The 16,780-nt window shown below is 70.0% G+C and carries 18 protein-coding genes; 2 read left to right on the forward strand and 16 right to left on the reverse strand.

The window, feature by feature from the left end:
* Positions 1 to 157: 157 nt before the first annotated feature.
* The 3 genes from ACZ61E_RS22940 to ACZ61E_RS22950 all read right to left on the reverse strand — a co-directional run bounded on the left by ACZ61E_RS22940 (position 158) and on the right by ACZ61E_RS22950 (position 3,744).
* Complete coding sequence (locus ACZ61E_RS22940; protein ID WP_469701708.1) at positions 158 to 856, reverse strand: aggregation-promoting factor C-terminal-like domain-containing protein; 699 nt, start codon at positions 854 to 856, stop codon at positions 158 to 160.
* Positions 857 to 1,248: 392 nt separating this feature from the next.
* Positions 1,249 to 2,565: a PhoH family protein gene (locus ACZ61E_RS22945; protein ID WP_469701709.1), complete on the reverse strand. Its 1,317-nt coding sequence runs from the start codon at positions 2,563 to 2,565 to the stop codon at positions 1,249 to 1,251.
* Positions 2,566 to 2,979: 414 nt separating this feature from the next.
* Complete coding sequence (locus ACZ61E_RS22950) at positions 2,980 to 3,744, reverse strand: isoprenyl transferase (protein WP_383833110.1); 765 nt, start codon at positions 3,742 to 3,744, stop codon at positions 2,980 to 2,982.
* 189 nt (positions 3,745 to 3,933) lie between these two features.
* Here ACZ61E_RS22950 and mgrA point away from each other — a divergent pair, with 189 nt between their 5' ends.
* Positions 3,934 to 4,971 carry an L-glyceraldehyde 3-phosphate reductase gene (gene mgrA / locus ACZ61E_RS22955; protein ID WP_469701710.1) on the forward strand — a complete coding sequence of 346 codons (1,038 nt, stop codon included), beginning with the start codon at positions 3,934 to 3,936 and terminating at the stop codon, positions 4,969 to 4,971.
* Between the two features lie 358 nt (positions 4,972 to 5,329).
* On the opposite strand, the gene ACZ61E_RS22960 is transcribed toward mgrA, so the two are convergent.
* A complete protein-coding gene (locus tag ACZ61E_RS22960; RefSeq protein WP_469701711.1) occupies positions 5,330 to 6,130 on the reverse strand; it encodes a class I SAM-dependent methyltransferase in 801 nt (266 codons plus the stop codon).
* 102 nt (positions 6,131 to 6,232) lie between these two features.
* Positions 6,233 to 7,249, reverse strand: a complete 1,017-nt coding sequence (locus ACZ61E_RS22965) for a prepilin peptidase (RefSeq protein WP_469701712.1) — start codon at positions 7,247 to 7,249, stop codon at positions 6,233 to 6,235.
* A gap of 125 nt (positions 7,250 to 7,374) precedes the next feature.
* Between ACZ61E_RS22965 and ACZ61E_RS22970 the strand changes: the two genes are divergently transcribed.
* A complete protein-coding gene (locus ACZ61E_RS22970; RefSeq protein WP_469701713.1) occupies positions 7,375 to 7,728 on the forward strand; it encodes a DUF192 domain-containing protein in 354 nt (117 codons plus the stop codon).
* 17 nt (positions 7,729 to 7,745) lie between these two features.
* Here ACZ61E_RS22970 and ACZ61E_RS22975 read toward each other — a convergent pair whose 3' ends face one another.
* The 11 genes from ACZ61E_RS22975 to ACZ61E_RS23025 all read right to left on the reverse strand — a co-directional run bounded on the left by ACZ61E_RS22975 (position 7,746) and on the right by ACZ61E_RS23025 (position 16,739).
* On the reverse strand, positions 7,746 to 8,573 hold the full coding sequence (locus tag ACZ61E_RS22975; protein ID WP_469701714.1) for a hypothetical protein: 828 nt from the start codon (positions 8,571 to 8,573) through the stop codon (positions 7,746 to 7,748).
* Between the two features lie 235 nt (positions 8,574 to 8,808).
* Positions 8,809 to 8,967 (reverse strand): hypothetical protein, encoded by a 159-nt coding sequence (locus ACZ61E_RS22980; RefSeq protein ID WP_469701715.1) that lies wholly within the window; start codon positions 8,965 to 8,967, stop codon positions 8,809 to 8,811.
* A gap of 210 nt (positions 8,968 to 9,177) precedes the next feature.
* Entirely contained in the window at positions 9,178 to 9,576 is a 399-nt protein-coding gene (locus ACZ61E_RS22985) for a hypothetical protein (RefSeq protein ID WP_469701716.1), read from the reverse strand.
* Positions 9,576 to 10,994, reverse strand: a complete 1,419-nt coding sequence (locus ACZ61E_RS22990) for a Hint domain-containing protein (RefSeq protein ID WP_469701717.1) — start codon at positions 10,992 to 10,994, stop codon at positions 9,576 to 9,578. Before ACZ61E_RS22990 ends, ACZ61E_RS22985 begins: the two co-directional genes overlap by 1 nt.
* 293 nt (positions 10,995 to 11,287) lie before the next feature.
* Positions 11,288 to 11,521, reverse strand: a complete 234-nt coding sequence (locus ACZ61E_RS22995; RefSeq protein WP_469701718.1) for a hypothetical protein — start codon at positions 11,519 to 11,521, stop codon at positions 11,288 to 11,290.
* Positions 11,522 to 11,810: 289 nt separating this feature from the next.
* A complete protein-coding gene (locus ACZ61E_RS23000) occupies positions 11,811 to 12,479 on the reverse strand; it encodes an OmpA family protein (protein WP_469701719.1) in 669 nt (222 codons plus the stop codon).
* Positions 12,479 to 13,072: a hypothetical protein gene (locus tag ACZ61E_RS23005; RefSeq protein ID WP_469701720.1), complete on the reverse strand. Its 594-nt coding sequence runs from the start codon at positions 13,070 to 13,072 to the stop codon at positions 12,479 to 12,481. Before ACZ61E_RS23005 ends, ACZ61E_RS23000 begins: the two co-directional genes overlap by 1 nt.
* Before the next feature lie 30 nt (positions 13,073 to 13,102).
* The gene (locus ACZ61E_RS23010; RefSeq protein ID WP_469701721.1) at positions 13,103 to 13,771 is read right to left on the reverse strand and encodes a pilus assembly protein TadG-related protein; all 669 of its coding nucleotides are present in this window, start codon (positions 13,769 to 13,771) and stop codon (positions 13,103 to 13,105) included.
* Positions 13,772 to 13,773: 2 nt separating this feature from the next.
* Positions 13,774 to 14,007 carry a hypothetical protein gene (locus ACZ61E_RS23015; protein ID WP_385046369.1) on the reverse strand — a complete coding sequence of 78 codons (234 nt, stop codon included), beginning with the start codon at positions 14,005 to 14,007 and terminating at the stop codon, positions 13,774 to 13,776.
* A gap of 221 nt (positions 14,008 to 14,228) precedes the next feature.
* Positions 14,229 to 15,335 (reverse strand): response regulator transcription factor, encoded by a 1,107-nt coding sequence (locus ACZ61E_RS23020; RefSeq protein ID WP_469701722.1) that lies wholly within the window; start codon positions 15,333 to 15,335, stop codon positions 14,229 to 14,231.
* 69 nt (positions 15,336 to 15,404) lie between these two features.
* Positions 15,405 to 16,739, reverse strand: a complete 1,335-nt coding sequence (locus tag ACZ61E_RS23025; protein WP_469701723.1) for a sensor histidine kinase — start codon at positions 16,737 to 16,739, stop codon at positions 15,405 to 15,407.
* Positions 16,740 to 16,780 lie beyond the last annotated feature (41 nt).

Raw genomic sequence — 16,780 nt, forward strand, 5'->3', positions numbered from 1 at the left:
CATCCTTCTTCCCCGAGTCGTACTGCCTGCTTGTTCCCCGAGTCGCCCCGCCTGAACGTACACGCGCGAAGCCCCTCCCCGTAGGACGGGGAGGGGCTTCACAGGGTTGAGCTCCGGCGGCCTGGTGAGCCGGCGGGAAGCGGGTGGTCCGGCGGGCCTAGTACCAGTTGTTGGCCTGCCAGAACGACCAGGCGCCGCACGGGCTGCCGTAGCGGTCGTTCATGTAGTTCAGGCCCCACTTGATCTGCGTGGCCGGGTTGGTCTGCCAGTCGGCGCCGGCGGAGGCCATCTTCGAGCCGGGCAGCGCCTGGACGAGTCCGTAGGCACCCGAAGACGGGTTCTGCGCCTTGTAGTTCCAGGTGGACTCGTGGTCCACGATGTTGCTGAAGCACTGGAACTGGTCGCCGGGGATCATCTGGCGGGCCATGGCCTGGACTTCGGCGACGGAGTACGAGCTCTGCACCGAGAAGTCGGAGGAGTCACGCGTCTCGTCGCGGCTGGCGCGCTCCTCGGCCAGCTTGGCCTCGCGCGCCTGCTCCGCCTTCTCCTCGGCGGCTTCCTTCTTCGCCTTGGCGTCCTTGGCCGCCTGGATACGAGCCGATTCCTCGGCGGACTTCTTCGCTGCCACGTCGGCGGCAGTGGCCTGCACGTCGGCCTGCTGCGTCAACGACGCGGTCTGGACCTGGGCGTGCTGGCCCGCGGGGATGTCTGCGAGGAGCGTCGTGTCAGCTGCGGTCGCCTCGAAATTGTCGTCCGAGGTCTGGGGAGCGCCCGAAGCGACTCCCACGACTGCGCCGACGGTGGTGACCGCTGTAGCTGATGCCACGGCGAATCCCCGGACCGAGATCCGGCTCACACGGTTTCCTTCCAGCAGCGTCCGTGTTCGTGACCTCACGGATGCAATCGTGCCCCTGGCACTGGTCTCCGTACCGCACGTCACGGGAGACACGGGCCCGTCGGCAACTCCCATGGCGGAAGCACCGGATGAAGCGCGGGCGGCATACGACGTCAAGTGTTGAGTTGTGTGGTTCCGCATCCCTGAGGATGCACGTGTGTCGTATGCGGGGCCTGACGGAAGCAAGACTCTGCCGGACGCCGACGCCGCAAGGCAATTCTTCGTTGCGTGGGATAGCTCACACCCCGTTTGGCACACCAGTTTCACGGAAATGGCGGCATGGCACAGCGCCGCCCGGCTAGGCTCTTACGTCCTTGGCCGGGCGGCGCCAACTACCGCATTCAGGCGGAGATCTAGCCTTCCTCCAGCATTTCGGTCACGAGCGCCGCGATCGGCGAGCGCTCGGAGCGGCTGAGGGTGACGTGCGCGAAGAGCGGATGGCCCTTGAGCTTCTCCACGACGGCGACCACGCCGTCGTACCTGCCCACACGCAAGTTGTCGCGCTGCGCCACGTCATGGGTCAGCACCACACGCGAGTTGGCCCCGATACGGGAGAGAACGGTCAGCAGTACGTTCCGCTCCAGCGACTGGGCCTCGTCGACGATGACGAACGCGTCGTGCAGCGACCGTCCCCGGATGTGCGTCAGGGGCAGCACTTCGAGCATCCCGCGCCCGAGCACCTCCTCGATCACCTCACGGCCGGCGACGGCCGACAGGGTGTCGAACACCGCCTGCGCCCAGGGGCTCATCTTCTCGGCCTCGGTGCCCGGCAGATAGCCGAGTTCCTGCCCGCCGACCGCGTACAGCGGACGGAAGACCATCACCTTCTTGTGCTGACGGCGCTCCAGGACCGCCTCCAGGCCCGCGCAGAGGGCCAGCGCCGACTTGCCGGTGCCCGCCCGGCCGCCCATCGAGATGATGCCGATGTCCGGGTTGAGCAGCAGATCCAGCGCGATGCGCTGCTCGGCGCTGCGGCCGTGGATCCCGAAGGCCTCCCGGTCGCCGCGGACGAGCCGCACATTGCCCTCGGGGGTGATCCGGCCGAGTGCCTTGCCGCGCTCGGACTGGAGGACCAGTCCGGTGTGCACGGGCAGGTCGGCCAGCTCCGGCACGTACAGCGTCTCCTCGGAGAAGAGGAGATCGACCTGCTCGGCGGAGAGCGCCATCTCGCTCATACCGGTCCAGCCGGAGTCGGTGATGGCGAGCTCGGCGCGGTACTCCTCGGCGAGCAGGCCGACCGACGACGCCTTGATGCGCAGCGGCAGGTCCTTGGAGACGACCGTGACGTCGTACCCCTCCGCCTGGAGATTGCGTGCCACCGCGAGGATCCGCGAGTCGTTGTCCCCCAATCGGAAGCCGGCCGGAAGGACGCCGGGATCGGAGTGGTTGAGCTCGACGCGCAGCGTGCCGCCCAGGTCGCCCAGCGGGATGGGGGCGTCGAGGCGGCCGTAGCGGATACGGAAGTCGTCGAGCAGGCGCAGGGCCTGCCGGGCGAAGTATCCGAGCTCCGGATGGTGCCTCTTGGCCTCCAACTCCGTGATCACCACGATCGGCAGCACGACCTCGTGCTCGTCGAAGCGGGACATGGCGTTGGGATCGGCCAGCAGGACGCTGGTGTCGAGAACATAGGTGCGCCTGTCGGGCATGCGGCGCTTTGTGCTGGTCACCACGGAAGGACGTACCCCCTCGGACGAGGTCGGAATACGACGGCGTCACGGGCTGTGGTCGCCCGCCTGGCGGCGGACGGCGGACCGGACTCGGGCCCAAGTGCGCGGGCCGAGGACCGGCCCTCCACGGCGCCCGTACGCGTCACCGCACGATCGTCCTGGTGCAAAGGGCCTCCCGGGCGGACGGCTGGGGCCGACCGCTGAGATTCGACGCCCGCCGTCATCGCTGACGGTTCTGCTCGGACGTCGACCTGTGGAGAGGTATTCCCTCGAACACGCGGAGCCATGCCACGGCATATGACGGACGGTGCGTGAACCTCGGGTGACGAGAGGCCGCGAGGGGCGGTGAACGCCGCCGGGCGCGGCTGCCGGGGAGGATTCCGGGGAGGGGTATCGGATGCCTTGCAGGGCGGGGGGTCAGGCTCCGTAGCGGCGGTGTCGCGCCGCGTAGTCACGCAGGGCGCGCAGGAAGTCGACCTTGCGGAAGGCCGGCCAGAACACTTCGCAGAAGTAGTACTCCGAATGGGCGCTCTGCCAGAGCATGAAGCCCGAGAGGCGCGTCTCCCCGCTCGTCCTGATGACCAGGTCGGGGTCGGGCTGGCCGCGGGTGTAGAGGTGCGAGGCGATCAGGTCCGTGTCGACGATCTCGGCGAGCTCCTCGAACGAGGTGCCCTTGCTCGCGTGGTCCAGGAGGAGAGAGCGGACCGCGTCGGCGATCTCCTGCCGGCCGCCGTAGCCGACGGCGACGTTGACCAGTATTCCGGTGTTGTTCCGAGTGGCCTGCTCGGCCTCCTTGAGGACGGTCTGCATACGGGCGGGCAGCAGGTCCATCGTGCCGACGTGGTGGACGCGCCAGCGGCCGTCGGCGGCGAGGTCGCGCACGGCGTTCTCGATGATGCCGAGGAGGGGGATCAGCTCGTTGTCGGCGCGGTCGAGGTTGTCCGTGGACAGCAGCCACAGGGTGACCACCTCGACGTCCGTCTCGTCGCACCAGCCGAGCAGGTCCTGGATCTTGCTGGCGCCGGCCTTGTGCCCCTGTTCGGTCGTACCCCCGGAGGCCTTGGCCCAGCGGCGGTTCCCGTCGAGGACGACGCCGATGTGCTTGGGCAGCACCTGGGTGTGATCGAGGCGCCTTTCCACCCGGCGTGCGTAGAGCCTGTACACCAGGTCGCGCAAGTTCACTGAGTCCACCTCTTCGGTTTCTGATGGGGACCGCCCCGCCAGGCGGCCCGCGGGGGCGCCCGTCCACCACGGGGAAGGCCGTCCGCGAGAGATGGGGACCGCCCCTGGCACCCGAAGCCGTCACATTACTGCGCGGGCGGCACAAGGGCCCAACCCGGCCTGTCACAAGTACGTGATAAGGAAGGACTCGTGACTGAATTCCCCTCTTATCTCGCGGCCCGGGACCGGTACGACTCCATGGAGTACCGGCGCAGCGGGCGCAGCGGCCTCAAGCTGCCCGCGCTCTCCCTCGGCCTCTGGCACAACTTCGGCGACGACCGGACCCTCGACTCGCAGCGCGCGATCCTGCGCCGCGCTTTCGACCTCGGCGTCACGCACTTCGACCTCGCGAACAACTACGGGCCGCCGCCCGGATCGGCCGAGTTGAATTTCGGCAAGATCTTCGCGCAGGACTTCACGGCCTATCGCGACGAGTTGGTCATCTCGACCAAGGCCGGTTATCTCATGCACCCCGGGCCGTACGGGGAATGGGGTTCGCGCAAGTATCTGATGTCGTCGCTGGACGCCTCCCTCAAGCGGATGGGTCTCGACCACGTCGACATCTTCTACTCGCACCGCTTCGACCCGCACACGCCTCTTGAGGAGACGATGGGCGCGCTGGCGTCGGCGGTGCGGCAGGGCAAGGCGCTCTACGTGGGGGTGTCGTCGTACAAGGCGGAGCAGACCGCCGAGGCCGCACGGCTGTTGGAGGAGATGGGCGTCCCGGCGCTCATCCACCAGCCCTCCTACTCGATGATCAACCGCTGGATCGAGGACGACGGTCTGCTCGACACGCTGGAGTCGGCCGGCATGGGCTGCATCTCCTTCGTACCGCTGGCGCAGGGCCTGCTGACGGACAAGTACCTCACGGGGATCCCGGAGGGCTCGCGGGCCACCCAGGGCAAGTCCCTGGACCCCGGTCTGCTCTCGGACGAGGTCCTGCGGAGGCTGAAGGGGCTCGACGGGATCGCCCGGCGGCGCGGTCAGTCGCTGGCGCAGCTGGCGATCACCTGGGTGCTGCGCGACGAGCGGATGACATCGGCGCTGATCGGCGCGTCCAGCGTGAAGCAGCTGGAGGAGAACGTGGCGGCACTGTCCGGGGCGGCGCTGTCGGCCGAGGAGCTGACGGAGATCGACGCCTTCGCCGTGGACACCGAGGGCACCAACATCTGGGCCGGGCGCGGCTGACCTCGGCGCGGACATGAAAAACGGGCCGGTCCGTGGGGGGGATACGGACCGGCCCGAGGGGGGGTTTCCACCATAACCCTTCGTAAGTGGTGCTGCGTGCCACGCAGCACCGTCGTCACGTTCCGGAGTCACCCGATCGCTGTGCCGGACAGGTAAAGGCCCAGGACAGCGGTGCTGCGCGTGCGGAGAGGGGCGGCGCGTTGGCGAGAAGTCGCCACCCGATGGGAGTACGTGGAGGACGAGCGGGTGGAGCGGACCGGCGAGATTCTTCAGGGCGTACCGAGGCCGACGGTCGGGCCGGTGCCGGTCGGGGCGCGCGCCTGACTGCCGGCGCGGTCGCGCGCGGGCGGGTGCCCGGTCAGGCCAGGCCGGGCTTGACCGCCTCGATCAGGAAGCGTGTCGTGGTGGCCACGAAGGGGCCCTCGGTCCCGATACGGCGGTGCAGCGCGGCGAGTCGGTCCCGGTGTCCGTCGACGGTGAAGCCGGGCACCATCCAGATCACCTTCCGCAGGAAGTAGACGACGGCGCCGATGTCGTGGAACTCGGTGCGCAGCTCGGCCGTTCGCAGATCCACCACGTCCAGCCCGGCGGCCCCGGCCGCCGCCGCGGCCCGTTCGGGATCGCGTGCGGCACGCGCCCCGGGCGGCCGCGGTCCCAGGAAGTACTCGACCAGTTCGAAGACGCTGGCCGGGCCGACCTCCTGGGAGAAGTAGGTGCCGCCGGGCCGCAGGACCCGGGCGATCTCCGTCCACCACGCCCGTACCGGGTGGCGGCTGACGACGAGGTCGAACGCCTCGTCCCCGAAGGGCAGCGGCGGCTCGTCGTGGTCGCCGACGACCGCCACACCGAGCGGGTGCAGGAGCGCGGTGGCACGGGCGACGTTCGGCGGCCACGACTCGGTGGCCACGGTCAGGGGCGGCAGCTTCGGTACGGAGGCGAGGACTTCACCGCCGCCGGTCTGGATGTCGAGGGCGGCGGTGGCGCGGCCCATCCGCTCGCCCATGGCACGGGCGTAGCCCCACGGTGGCCGCTCCTCGGTCGCCCGCCCGTCGAGCCAGGAGAAGTCCCAGCCGTCGACGGGGACGGCGTCGGCCTCGGCGATCAGCTCGCCGAAGGTACGGGGGCCGGAGGCGGAACGGGGAGGGGGCGTGGTGGACATGAGGGGATGGTGGCAGGAGCCCCGTACCGGCGGCGAGCGCATTTCACGCGCCGTGGACCGCGACCGGGTTTCACGCGCGGTGGAGGGCGGTGGACGGCCGGGTCAGACGGCGAGGGCGCCGAGCAGCACACCGAGCAGCGCCCCGGCGATCATGAAGGGGCCGAACGGGATCGCGGACTTACGGTTCGCGCGGCGCAGGAGTATCAGCCCGAGCCCGTACAGCGAGCCGAGCAGGAATCCGGCGAACGCGCCGACGAAGAGCACCAGCCAGCCGTACCAGCCGAGCACGACGCCGAGCGAGAGCGCGAGCTTGACGTCGCCGAAGCCCATGCCGTTCGGGTTGATCAGGAAGAGCACGAAGTAGCAGGCGCCGAGGACGAGTCCGCCCAGCAGCGCGGTCGACCAGGAGCCGCCGTCGTGCGGGAGGAGCGCCGCGATCCCGAGCAGCGCGGCGGCGGCAGCTGCGAGCGGCAGCGTCAGCTGGTCGGGCAGCCGGTGCACATTGCGGTCGACGAGCGCGAGCAGTACGGCGAAGGGCGCGAGGAGCAGCCATACGGCGAGTTCGGGGCGGGGGCCGGTGGCGGCGGCGAGCGCGGCGCACGCGAGGGCGGTGATGACGACGACGGGGGCGGAAGGGGCGTAGCGCGCGCCGCGAAGGACGGGCGCGGAGGCCGTCGTGTCGGACGCGGTGTCGGTGTCGTCGCCTGCGTCGTGGGCGTCGGCGCCGGGGTCCGGGGCGCTGTCGGCCCCGTCCGCCGGGGTGCCGGTTCCGCCCGCGGTGGTGTCCGCGCCGGGCGCCGTCGCGGGCCCGTCTGTGCGGACGTCGCCGCGGGGAAGGGTGGCCTCGCCGGCCTCCGCGCGCCCCGGTGAGACCGCGGCCACGGAGTCCGTACGTCCCGCCGCTCCGGCGCTTGTCACCGCACCGCCCGCCGCGGCGCAGGTCGCGCAGCCCGCGGTGCCGAGCCAGCCCCGCGCGGGCCCGGTGATCGGGTGCCCGGCCTCACAGCTGTCGCGGTACGGGTCCTCCGGTTCGACGGAGAGCCGGTACGCGGCGCGCGGCAGGAGGAGCCCGGTGGCTGAGCCCCAGATAACGGCGACAACGATCAGCGTGGCGTACACAGCTCGACCTTAGGGCGGACCGCGCCGCGGGTCATGGGTCCTGGGGCCCACATCCGGCCGTCACCGGGCCCAGATCCTGCCGCCCCTGCCGAACACCGTGCGAGGGGGTCGTATGGTCTACCGCCATGGGGAAATGGCAGAACGGCAAGGGCAGGCTGACGGTCGAGGGCCGGAACGAGCCGGTGGAACTGGAGATCGCGGCCTCGTACGGCACACGGCGGCGGGGGCTGCTCGGGCGGACCGGGCTCGAAGGGGCGCTGCTGATCACGCCGTGCAGCAGCGTCCACACGTTCCGGATGGGCTTCACCATCGATGTGGCGTATCTGGACAAGGAGTTGAAGGTCGTCGACGTCCATACGCTCAAGCCCGGCCGGCTGCCGCTGCCCCGGCTGCGGGCCCGGCACGTGCTGGAGGCGGAGGCCGGGGCGATGGAGCGGTGGGGTGTGCGGCCGGGCGTACGGCTGAGCGTGGACGCGTAAGGTCCGCCCGTCCGCCGTTACTTGAGCTTGGCCGCCTGGGTCGCGAGCAGGATGGACGGGATCTCGGGGGTCCTGGTGCCTTCGAGGTTCACGGTGTAGAAGGTGGCGACGGTGCCGCCGACGCGTACGACATGGAACACCAGCGGCACCGGATCGCCCTCGAACTCGCCCGTCACCTGGTACGCGAGGGCGTCGTCGCCCGCCTTGGGGATGTCGAGGCGCTTGACGGCCGAGTAGGTCGAGGGGCTGCTGCCCGCGCCACTCCCCTTGAAGCCGCCCTCGCAGGCCTTGACCGCGTCGCTCAGCCGGCTGAGGAGGGTGGTGGCGCCCTGGGTCCCGTGGGTGGTGAGGAACTCGGAGATGGCGGGGCGGCCGGTCTTCGCGCCAACGAGCTGGCGGTAGACGGCGGCCGATGCACCGGGCTCGGGCCTGCCGTTGATCATCGCGGTGAGCGGCGCGCACGCGGGGTCGTCGGCGGTCTCGCCCTGCGCGGGCGGCCCGTCCATCGGTCCGACCTTGAACGTCGACACGTCGCCGGTGGCGAGCACCGCCTCGTCCAGCCCGGCCTTCGTCAGCTCCTTGCCGCCACCGGCGCCGACGCCCTTCACCTTCGGGTCGACCGTCTTCGGCTGCTCCTCCAGGGCCGGCGGCTCCGAGACCTGCCCGGGATCCTTGGGGTCCTCGGTCTCCGCCGAGGCGTTGGCGGCGTCCGGCTTCTTCGGCTTGTCGGCGTCCCCGCCACCGCTGTCCCCGCCGCCGCAGGCGGTGGTGAGCCCCAGCACGAGCGCGGCCAGCGCGGCGACCGTGCCGGTCCGCCGTGACGTACCTGCGGTGCGCGTCCTCATCGGAATCCCATCTCGCTCTCTACTGACCGGTATTGCACGCTAACAGCGGCTCACGCCGCCTCGCATGGGTCCGGGGACCCAAGCGCGTCACCTCTGGTTCACCCCGGCGTCGTGGCGGGTCGGCCTTCTGTCATGGGTACGGGTGGGGCCGCGCCGAGCGCGTCCCGCAGGCCGGCCCCGAAGGGCACCCTCGGCTGTCCGTCGCCGTCCCCCGCGGTGGATTCGATGCCGGTGCTCAGGACCGGTCGTCCCGGCCGGCTCCGAGTGCGGCCATCGCCTCGGAGACGAATCGGTCCAGCTCCGCGTACGTCTCGGGGAAGCCACCGCGCTCGGTCGCGAGTCCGACCGTCGTGCCGTGCGTGAGGAAGCCGTCGTCCACACCGGCGGGGACCACCGCCACGAGGGTGCCGCCCGCCGACAGGCCGTGCGCGGCCCGCCTCCGTGCGGAACTTCGCGTCGGCGGGGGTCGAGGCACCCAGCGAGCGCGTCTCGGTGCGCGACTCCGGCCACGAACGGCGCACGACCCGTCCCCCTGTACGTGAGCCTCTGCCGGTACGGGACAGCGGAACGGGCCGTGCGGTTCCCTCGGGAACGTCACGCGTCGCTAAGGTCGCGGCGCGTCGCTCGGGGTCTCGCCGTAGTACTGCTTGACGGTTCGTCCGAGCTTGCGCTGGACGGACCGCAGCGTCCTGATCGTCACCTCGTCACTGAGTCCGGTCGTCGTCGGCCACTCGAACCCCGTGCCCGCCAGATCGCTGACGAACACGATCTCGACGGCGAGCAGGATCCGTGCCCAGTCGACCGGGGCGAGAGGCGCGTCGTCGGCGAGCGCCCGCCGCAGCCGGGGGCACTGGTCGAGCAGGTCGCGCTCGCTCTCGAAGCCCATACCGACGGCGAGTTGGTCCGAGCACCGGGCGGGCCCGCCCCATTCCAGGAGCGCGCGCCGCAGCAGCGCCGTCTCGTCCTCGGCGAGCAGTGCGCTCGCCGCCACTTCGCTGCCCATCAGTTGAGTTCCGTCCAGTAGTCTTCCAGCGATGCCGGGTCCCTGCGGAAGATGGTTCCGCCGTCCGGATGCATCGGGTCATGGATCACGATGGTCGTGCCGTCCTTGCCGAGGTAGGCCTTCCGGCCGCTGCCGAGAGGCTTGGTCCGCGAGGGATTCTTCATGACATCGGTGGCGAGCTTGCCGAGGTCCTCCGCCGAGACACCGGGGAAGTCCTTCGCGTGCTTGTTGTCGGCGTGGCCACTGGCGATGTCACCGGCGTCTTCGAGCCTCTCCTCGTCGGTGCACCAGTCGTTGTTGTGCACGAGGACCGGGGTGTCACCGGTGACGACATAGTACGTCGCGATGCCGTTGACGGTGAGGTCGTGCGTGGTCTGTCGCTTGGTGTACCGCTCGACGGCGGTGACCCGCACGGACGTGCCGGCGGGCGTACGGAGGTCGTCACCGGCCCTGATGTCCCCGGCGTCCGCCCAGCGCTGACGGCCGGTCAGCCAGAACGGGTGGGTGTCGGTGGCCGTGAGGACGTCCGTGCCCGAGTCGGTGCGGACCGTCAGCCGGGTGAAGTCCTTGTCGTCGTGCGTGGTGATCGTCCGCTCGATCGCGCGTGCCTCGCTCCGACCACTCCTGGGGTCGGTGGCGACGACGTACATACCGGCGCGCAGCTTGTCGATCGCCGTCCGGCTGCCGTCCGCGAGCAGCACCGGGGTACCGGGCAGGAAGCTGTGCCTGACGGCGCAGGACTTCGGTTTGTCGCCGTCCTTGGGTTTGTCCTTCTTCTCCTGGTCGAGTCTCTTCTTCGCGTCGGCGAGCTTGTCCTCCGCGTCGTCGACCCGCTTACGGTTCTTGATCAGACCCTTGAGACCGTCATACAGATCACCGCCGTGCTTCTTCAGCTTCTTGACCAGCTCGACGGCCTTCTTCCACTTCCACGGAGCCCCGTACTTCGCCGCCAACTTGCCGACCGCACCGCCGACGATGCTGAGCAGCACATTGATCAACGTCTCCGTGCAGGCGCCCATGTCGCCCTTGGTGACGCAGTCCAGAGCATCCGTGATACCCAACTCGTCGGCCAGGATCTTCGCGAGTTCCTTCGCCGCTTCCTTCGCCTTGTCGGAATCACTCTTCTCAGCCGCCTGAGCGTCCTGAAGCTCCTTCAGCGCGGCCTCGTAATCCAGCTCCGTCTGCGACTTCCCACCCTCGCCACCACCGGTGTCGGACGCCGGATCATCCGCGACCGGCTCACCGGACCCACCCTGATCGTCCTCACCGCCGTCCGCGACGGAATCACTCCCGCCACCACAGTCACCACCACCGGTGATCCTGCAGACCTGCGTACTGATCCCCTCAGCCAACGCCGGCCCCACACCCGTACCCACCAGAGCACCGACGATCGCCGCCACCACGACAACCAGACCCACGTACTCGATGGCCCCCTGCCCCCGCTGCGACCAACGCAGCGCACCCAGCAAACGCGTCTCGGTGCGCGGCATAGCCGGCCGCGCACGACGGTGGACCTGACGAACCAGACGTACTACCCCCGATGGCAACATACCCACAACGCTACGGCCCGCCCTCGGACCGGGTCATGGGCCTCAGGGCCCAACAGGGGCTCAAAGGCCGGGAAAACGAGCAGGGCAGGCCCGGTTCCATCCTGGCCTGGGATGGAAGCGGCCTGCCCTGCTCGATGGGGTGTGTGTGGTGCGGTGGCTGATCAGCCGCCGAGGATCTCGCCGACCTTGTCGGTCAGACCGCCGGCGATCTCGTCCGCGACACCGGAGCCGACGATGGCGGCGATGATCAGGGCGACCAGGACGATGACGCCGACGTACTCGACGGCGCCCTGGCCCTTGTCGCTGCGGCGCTTCATGGCGGTGACGGCCGTGTTCGCCCAGGTGCCGACGTAGAGCCTGGCGTTGGTGGCGGCCTTCAGCGTGACGTTCGACATGAACTTCCCCCTTGTGTGACGGCCGGTCGGTGACCGGCCGACTCGTACGAGTCTCTGGTGCCGCCCCGCGTTTCCGGCTTCCTCCTGGCCGGACTCGCTGGCGACATGAGAAACGTACGCCGGGGAGACACCCACCGGCATGGGCCCCAAGGCCCAAGTCCAGGCCCAACCAGCGCAGTGGGCCCGGCCGGGCGGATGTGCCGGCCCTCCTCGGGCCGACAGCACACAGCGCTGCCCCGAGTCGTCCGAACGGAGGACGACCGGGGCAGCGCTGTGTCGTGCGAAGCGATCAGTTCTGGGAGCTCTCCGCCTCGCTGCGCGGGAAGGAGACCTCCACACGGCGGTTCTTCTTGCGGCCTTCTTCGTCGCTGTTGTCGGCGATCGGGAACTGCTCGCCGTAGCCACGGATCTCGTAGGTGATCCCGGCGGAGGACAACTCCTTCTCCAGAACACCGTGTACGGCTTCGGCGCGCTGCTTGGAGAGCACGTCTCCATGGGCGGCCGAGCCGAGGTTGTCGGTGAAGCCGAAGACCCGGACCTTCTTGGCGCCCTGCTTCTCGATCTCCGCGGCGACCTCGGCGATCCGCGCGTTCGCCGCCCCGGACAGCTTCGCGGAGTCCTTGCCGAAGAGAACCTCGGCCTGGAGCGCGAACTTCACACTCTCGCTGGTGTCCTCGCGGCGCTCTTCGCCGCCCTCGGACTCGACCACCGAGATGATCGGCAGCACCTTCGCGGGAGCGAGGGTGGCACCGTCACGGAGCTTGAGGCCGGAGCTGTTGCCGTCGACCTCGGGCGGCGGCTGGGTCGACTCGGTCCCCGGCGGTGTGCTGGGGGACTCGTCGGCGGACGCGCTCGCCGCCAAGGTGAACTGCACACTGGTGAACAGGACAGCCGCCGCCACGGCCGTCGCCGCGGGCCGTACGCCCGCCCGGCCCGTGCGCCGCGTCAGGGCACGCATCAGGAGATCTCAATCGTCGCGGTGGGCATCGTGGGCATCTGGAGGTCGACCTGCGTCGTCCCGTCCGGCGGGGCGGGGAACTGGGCGAAGAACGCCTCGCTGGCGCCCGCGTCCACGAGGCCGATACCGGTGGTGGTCAGCGGGTTCGCGTCGGTGTCCCGCAGCACGTAGTAGCGCTTCTTCTCCGCCTTGTCGACGAGGGTGAATCCCGCGAGGGAACGGCCGGTCCGCTGGACCTGTGTCTCACGGCCGTTCCACTCGGTGGGTACGCCCGTCTTCTTGTCGCCGGTGTTCTTGATCGTTCCGGTGACGGTCAGGAACCCGCCGTCGTCGCGCGCGGCGGTGTGGACGACCACCTGGAATCCGTCGCTGCCGTTGACCGTGGCCAGTGTCTGGCTGGTGTCCGGCACGGTGTTCCCGCCGTCGTCCTCCGTCTTGTCGGCCGCCGGCGCGGAGGACGACGAGGACTTGCCCGCGTCGTCGTCCCCGCCGTCGTCCCCTCCGCCGCAGGCCGCGAGGGACACGGTCAGTGCCACGGCTGCGAGGACGCTTCCCGCCGCCTTCCGGGCCTTCGTTCCATGCCGCATATTCATCAGTAATTGTTCCTTTGCGTTCACTCGCGGTCAGTCCTCGGCCAGTCGGACGGAGAACAGGACAGACATGTCAGGCAGCACAGGATTAACCGGGTCGATGCTCAGACCCTTGCCGTCACAGACGAGTTCACCCGGAGAGACCGGTTCCTCTTCACCCTCGTCACCCTCACCGGGCTCCTCGGGCTCCTCCTCGGCCGGCGGTTCGTCGTCCTCCGCCGGCTTGAAGGTGCACCGGGGTTCGACGACGGCCGTGGCGTGGGCCTCGGCCTTCTCGTCCTCGGTGCCCGGGAGGACGCTGTCCCCCATCGGCTTCTGGGTGATGACGTCGACGGTGAAGCCCCACCGGCCGTCACCCGTCCAGCCGCATCCGCCGGAGGGCTTGGAGGTGTCGAGGTCCGCTTCGTTCTTGTCGGCGAAGCGGGTGGCCTCGGCGCAGCCGTTGAAGGTCCCGAGCGGGTTGCCGTTGAAGATGTCGTCCAGATAGCCGGGCTGGAGAAGGTTGCCCAGGAGGTCGAGTCGGAACTGGTCCCGGGATTCCTGGGCCGCTGCGAGTGCTGCCGCGTCGGCCGCGGACTGGGCGCCGTTGCGTGTGGCGCCTGCCTGGCCGACCGCGAAGAACGCGAGCGCGAGAAAGAGCAGGCCCGCCACCATCGTGATGTAGATGGGGGCGGCCTGCCCTGCTTCGCGGGATCTGCGCACTATCAGCCGCCGAGGATCTCGCCGACCTTCTCGGTCAGACCGTTCGCGATCTCGTCGGCCACACCCGAGCCCACGATCGCGGCGATGATCAGCGCCACCAGCACGATGACGCCGACGTACTCGACCGCGCCCTGACCCTTGTCGCTGCGGCGCTTCATCGCCGTGACGGCCGTGTTCGCCCAGGTGCCGACGTAGAGCTTGGCGTTGGTGGCGGCCTTCAGCGTGACGTTCGACATGAGCTTCCCCTTTGGTGTCGGCCGGCCGGTGACCGGCCGACTCGTACGAGTCCTCGGTGTCGCTCGCGCTTCCGGCTTCCTCCTGGCCGGGGCCGCTGGCGACATGAGAAAAGTACGACGTGACGACACCCCACGGCATGGGCCCCAAGGCCCAAGGCCGGGCCCAACCCGCTTGCCGGGTCCCGATGTTCCGGCGACGGCCCTCGCGGCCCCCAGTGCGCTCAGCCACGACCGGCCGACCCCCCTCGTGCCCCGTGCCAGAAGGCGATGGCCTCGCCCCGGCTGCCGGCGTTCAGTTTGGCGAAGATGCGATTGATGTGATTCTTGACGGTCTTCTGGCTGATGAAGCAGGCGGAGGCGATCTGCTGATTCGTCATTCCCGACGCGATCAGGTCCATGATCTCCACCTCCCGCTGGCTCAGCTCCGAGTAGAGGCCCTCCGGAGACCCGGCCGCCCCGGCCGTGCCGGGCATCCCCGGCATCGCCTGTGCTTGAGATGAATGTGCCACATTCGCTTGCGAAAGCGAAGACCTTTGAGCAAATTGTTGCCGGTTCAACTCCCGATCACCGGGTGTTACTTGCCGGTTTGCCGGAGAAACGTAGGGCGGATGCCCATGACCGGCGTGTGCGTTTGCAGACGAATGGCTCGGTGGCGCCGGCTGGTAGCCGGGACCGGTGAACGCCGTCCCCAGACCCTCGGGGAGCGCACCGGCGCCCGGGTCCGCGCCGCCCCCGTCCCGGACGCTCGCCAGGAGCGCGCTGGACGCGGAGTGCGTGAAGTGGGCCCGGCCCTGCTTGATGTCCCGCACGGCGGCGACCAGTTGGTCCGCCGTGAACTCGCCGTGGACGAGATAGCCGCCCGCGCCCAGCCGCAGCGCCTCGTGGACGATCTCGCTCTCCCGGCTGTACGTCATCATCAGCACCGGCGCGAGCCTCACCAGGTGCGGCAGTGCGGAGATCCCGTCGACCCCCGGCATCCGGACGTCCAGCAGGACCACGTCCGGCTTGTGTTGCACCGTCTGCTCGTACGCCTGGCGGCCGTCGACCGCCTCGGCGGCGACCTCGATGTCGTCACGGCCCGACAGCAGGACGGTCAGACCCGCGCGTACGACCGGGTTGTCGTCGGCGACCACGACGCGCAGCGGGGGCGTCGTGGGCATCGGCCCTGGCAGGGCGGGGAATCCTCCGGATGCCGCCGGCGGTGCTGACGTGGGGACTCCCGCGGTGTGCTCCGAGCTGATCGGGGTGGCGTGCGAGGACGAGTGCTGCGATACGTGCGACTGCTGTGTCCAGTGCTGCCCGGAACTCCGGGAGATGTCGTCCGGCATGGCTGCGGCCTCCTCTCATGGGTGGGGACGATGGGCGGGTTGCTGCTCCGGGACGTACCGCGGACGGTTTCAGTTCAGCTGTGGCGCGGGGTGCTGCCGCGGACGCTGTCCCGGCGGCAGCCCCAGGGCCGTGAGGGGGAGTTCGAGCCGTACTTCGGTGCCCTTCGCCGCCCGGCCCCTGCCGATGCGGATACGGGCCCCGATCGACGCCGCGCGTTCCACCATGCCGACAAGGCCGAAGTGGCCTGCCCGGCGGAGGTCTTCGAGCGAGGTGCCCTCGGGCAGGCCCTTCCCGTCGTCGTACACGCTGATGCGCAGCACGTCGCGCACCACGCCCGCCGATACGTCGAGGTATGTCGGGTGCGCGTGCCGCTTCGCGTTCTCCATGGCCTCGCTCGCGATGGTCAGGGCCTGCCTGGCCACGGCGTGCGGGATGGGCGGCATGGCGGTCTCGCCGAGTTGACGGAAGGACGCCGGGACGCTGTGGCGCCGGGTGAAGTCCTCCGTACGCGACTTGAGCTCGGCGACGACGTCGACCCCGCCGTCGAGACCGGACTCCCGGCGCAGGTCGGAGAGGAGTTCGCGGGACTCGGCCGCGGCACGGCGGGCCGAGCGCGCGACGAGTTCCGCCTGGTGCTTGACGGTGAGCGGGTCCATGCGGTCGGCCGTGCTGGCGAGGCCGTCGGCGGCCATCGCCAGACCGTGCAGGGTCTTGGCCACCGAGTCGTGCATCTCGCGGGCGAGCCGGGCCCGTTCCTCCTCGACGGCGCCGGTGACCGCGAGCCGGGCGCGGGCCTCGGTGAGCGCCTGGCTGGCGGTGCCGAAGCCGAGCATGAGGTTGCGCAGGGTGCTGCCGATGGCACCGGCGATCACGCACAGCCCGGGCAGGAGAAGCGCGTTGAAGCCCGCTTCCACCTCGTCGTTGACGGTGTAGGCGCCGGCCACGATGAGGGCCTGGAGCACCGCGAAGAGCGCGGCGCCGCGCCAGCCGTAGACCAGGCCGGCGAGCAGCGGCGTACAGATGGTGACGTACGCGAGGGTCGAGTCCGGTGACGCGGTGGCCAGCAGCAGCGCGCCGAAGAGCATGTCGACGGCGAGCAGCGACGGGTGGCGCAGCAGGATGGGACCGAAGCGCTCCCAGTCCCGCAGCAGGACGTAGGAGACCATGAACGTGACGAGCACGGAGGAGCCGACGAGCCAGGTCGCGAGTCCGGGCGCCGTGCGGTCGAGTGCGAACGGCGCGGCCAGGACGATCATCGCCATCCGGAAGCCGAACGTCTGACGGCACAGCGCCTGGAGGGCGTTGACCTGGATCGGCAGCGGCGGGAGGTGGTTCGGCGTGGCGGCCGTACCGGGGGTCTCGCTGCGGATTCCGCCGGTCAGGGTCGTCTTCCGTGAAGCCATGGGGTCACCTCCCGCTCGGATGGGTCTCGGTCTGGTCCGGG

Source organism: Streptomyces sp. NPDC104581 (assembly GCF_055583685.1).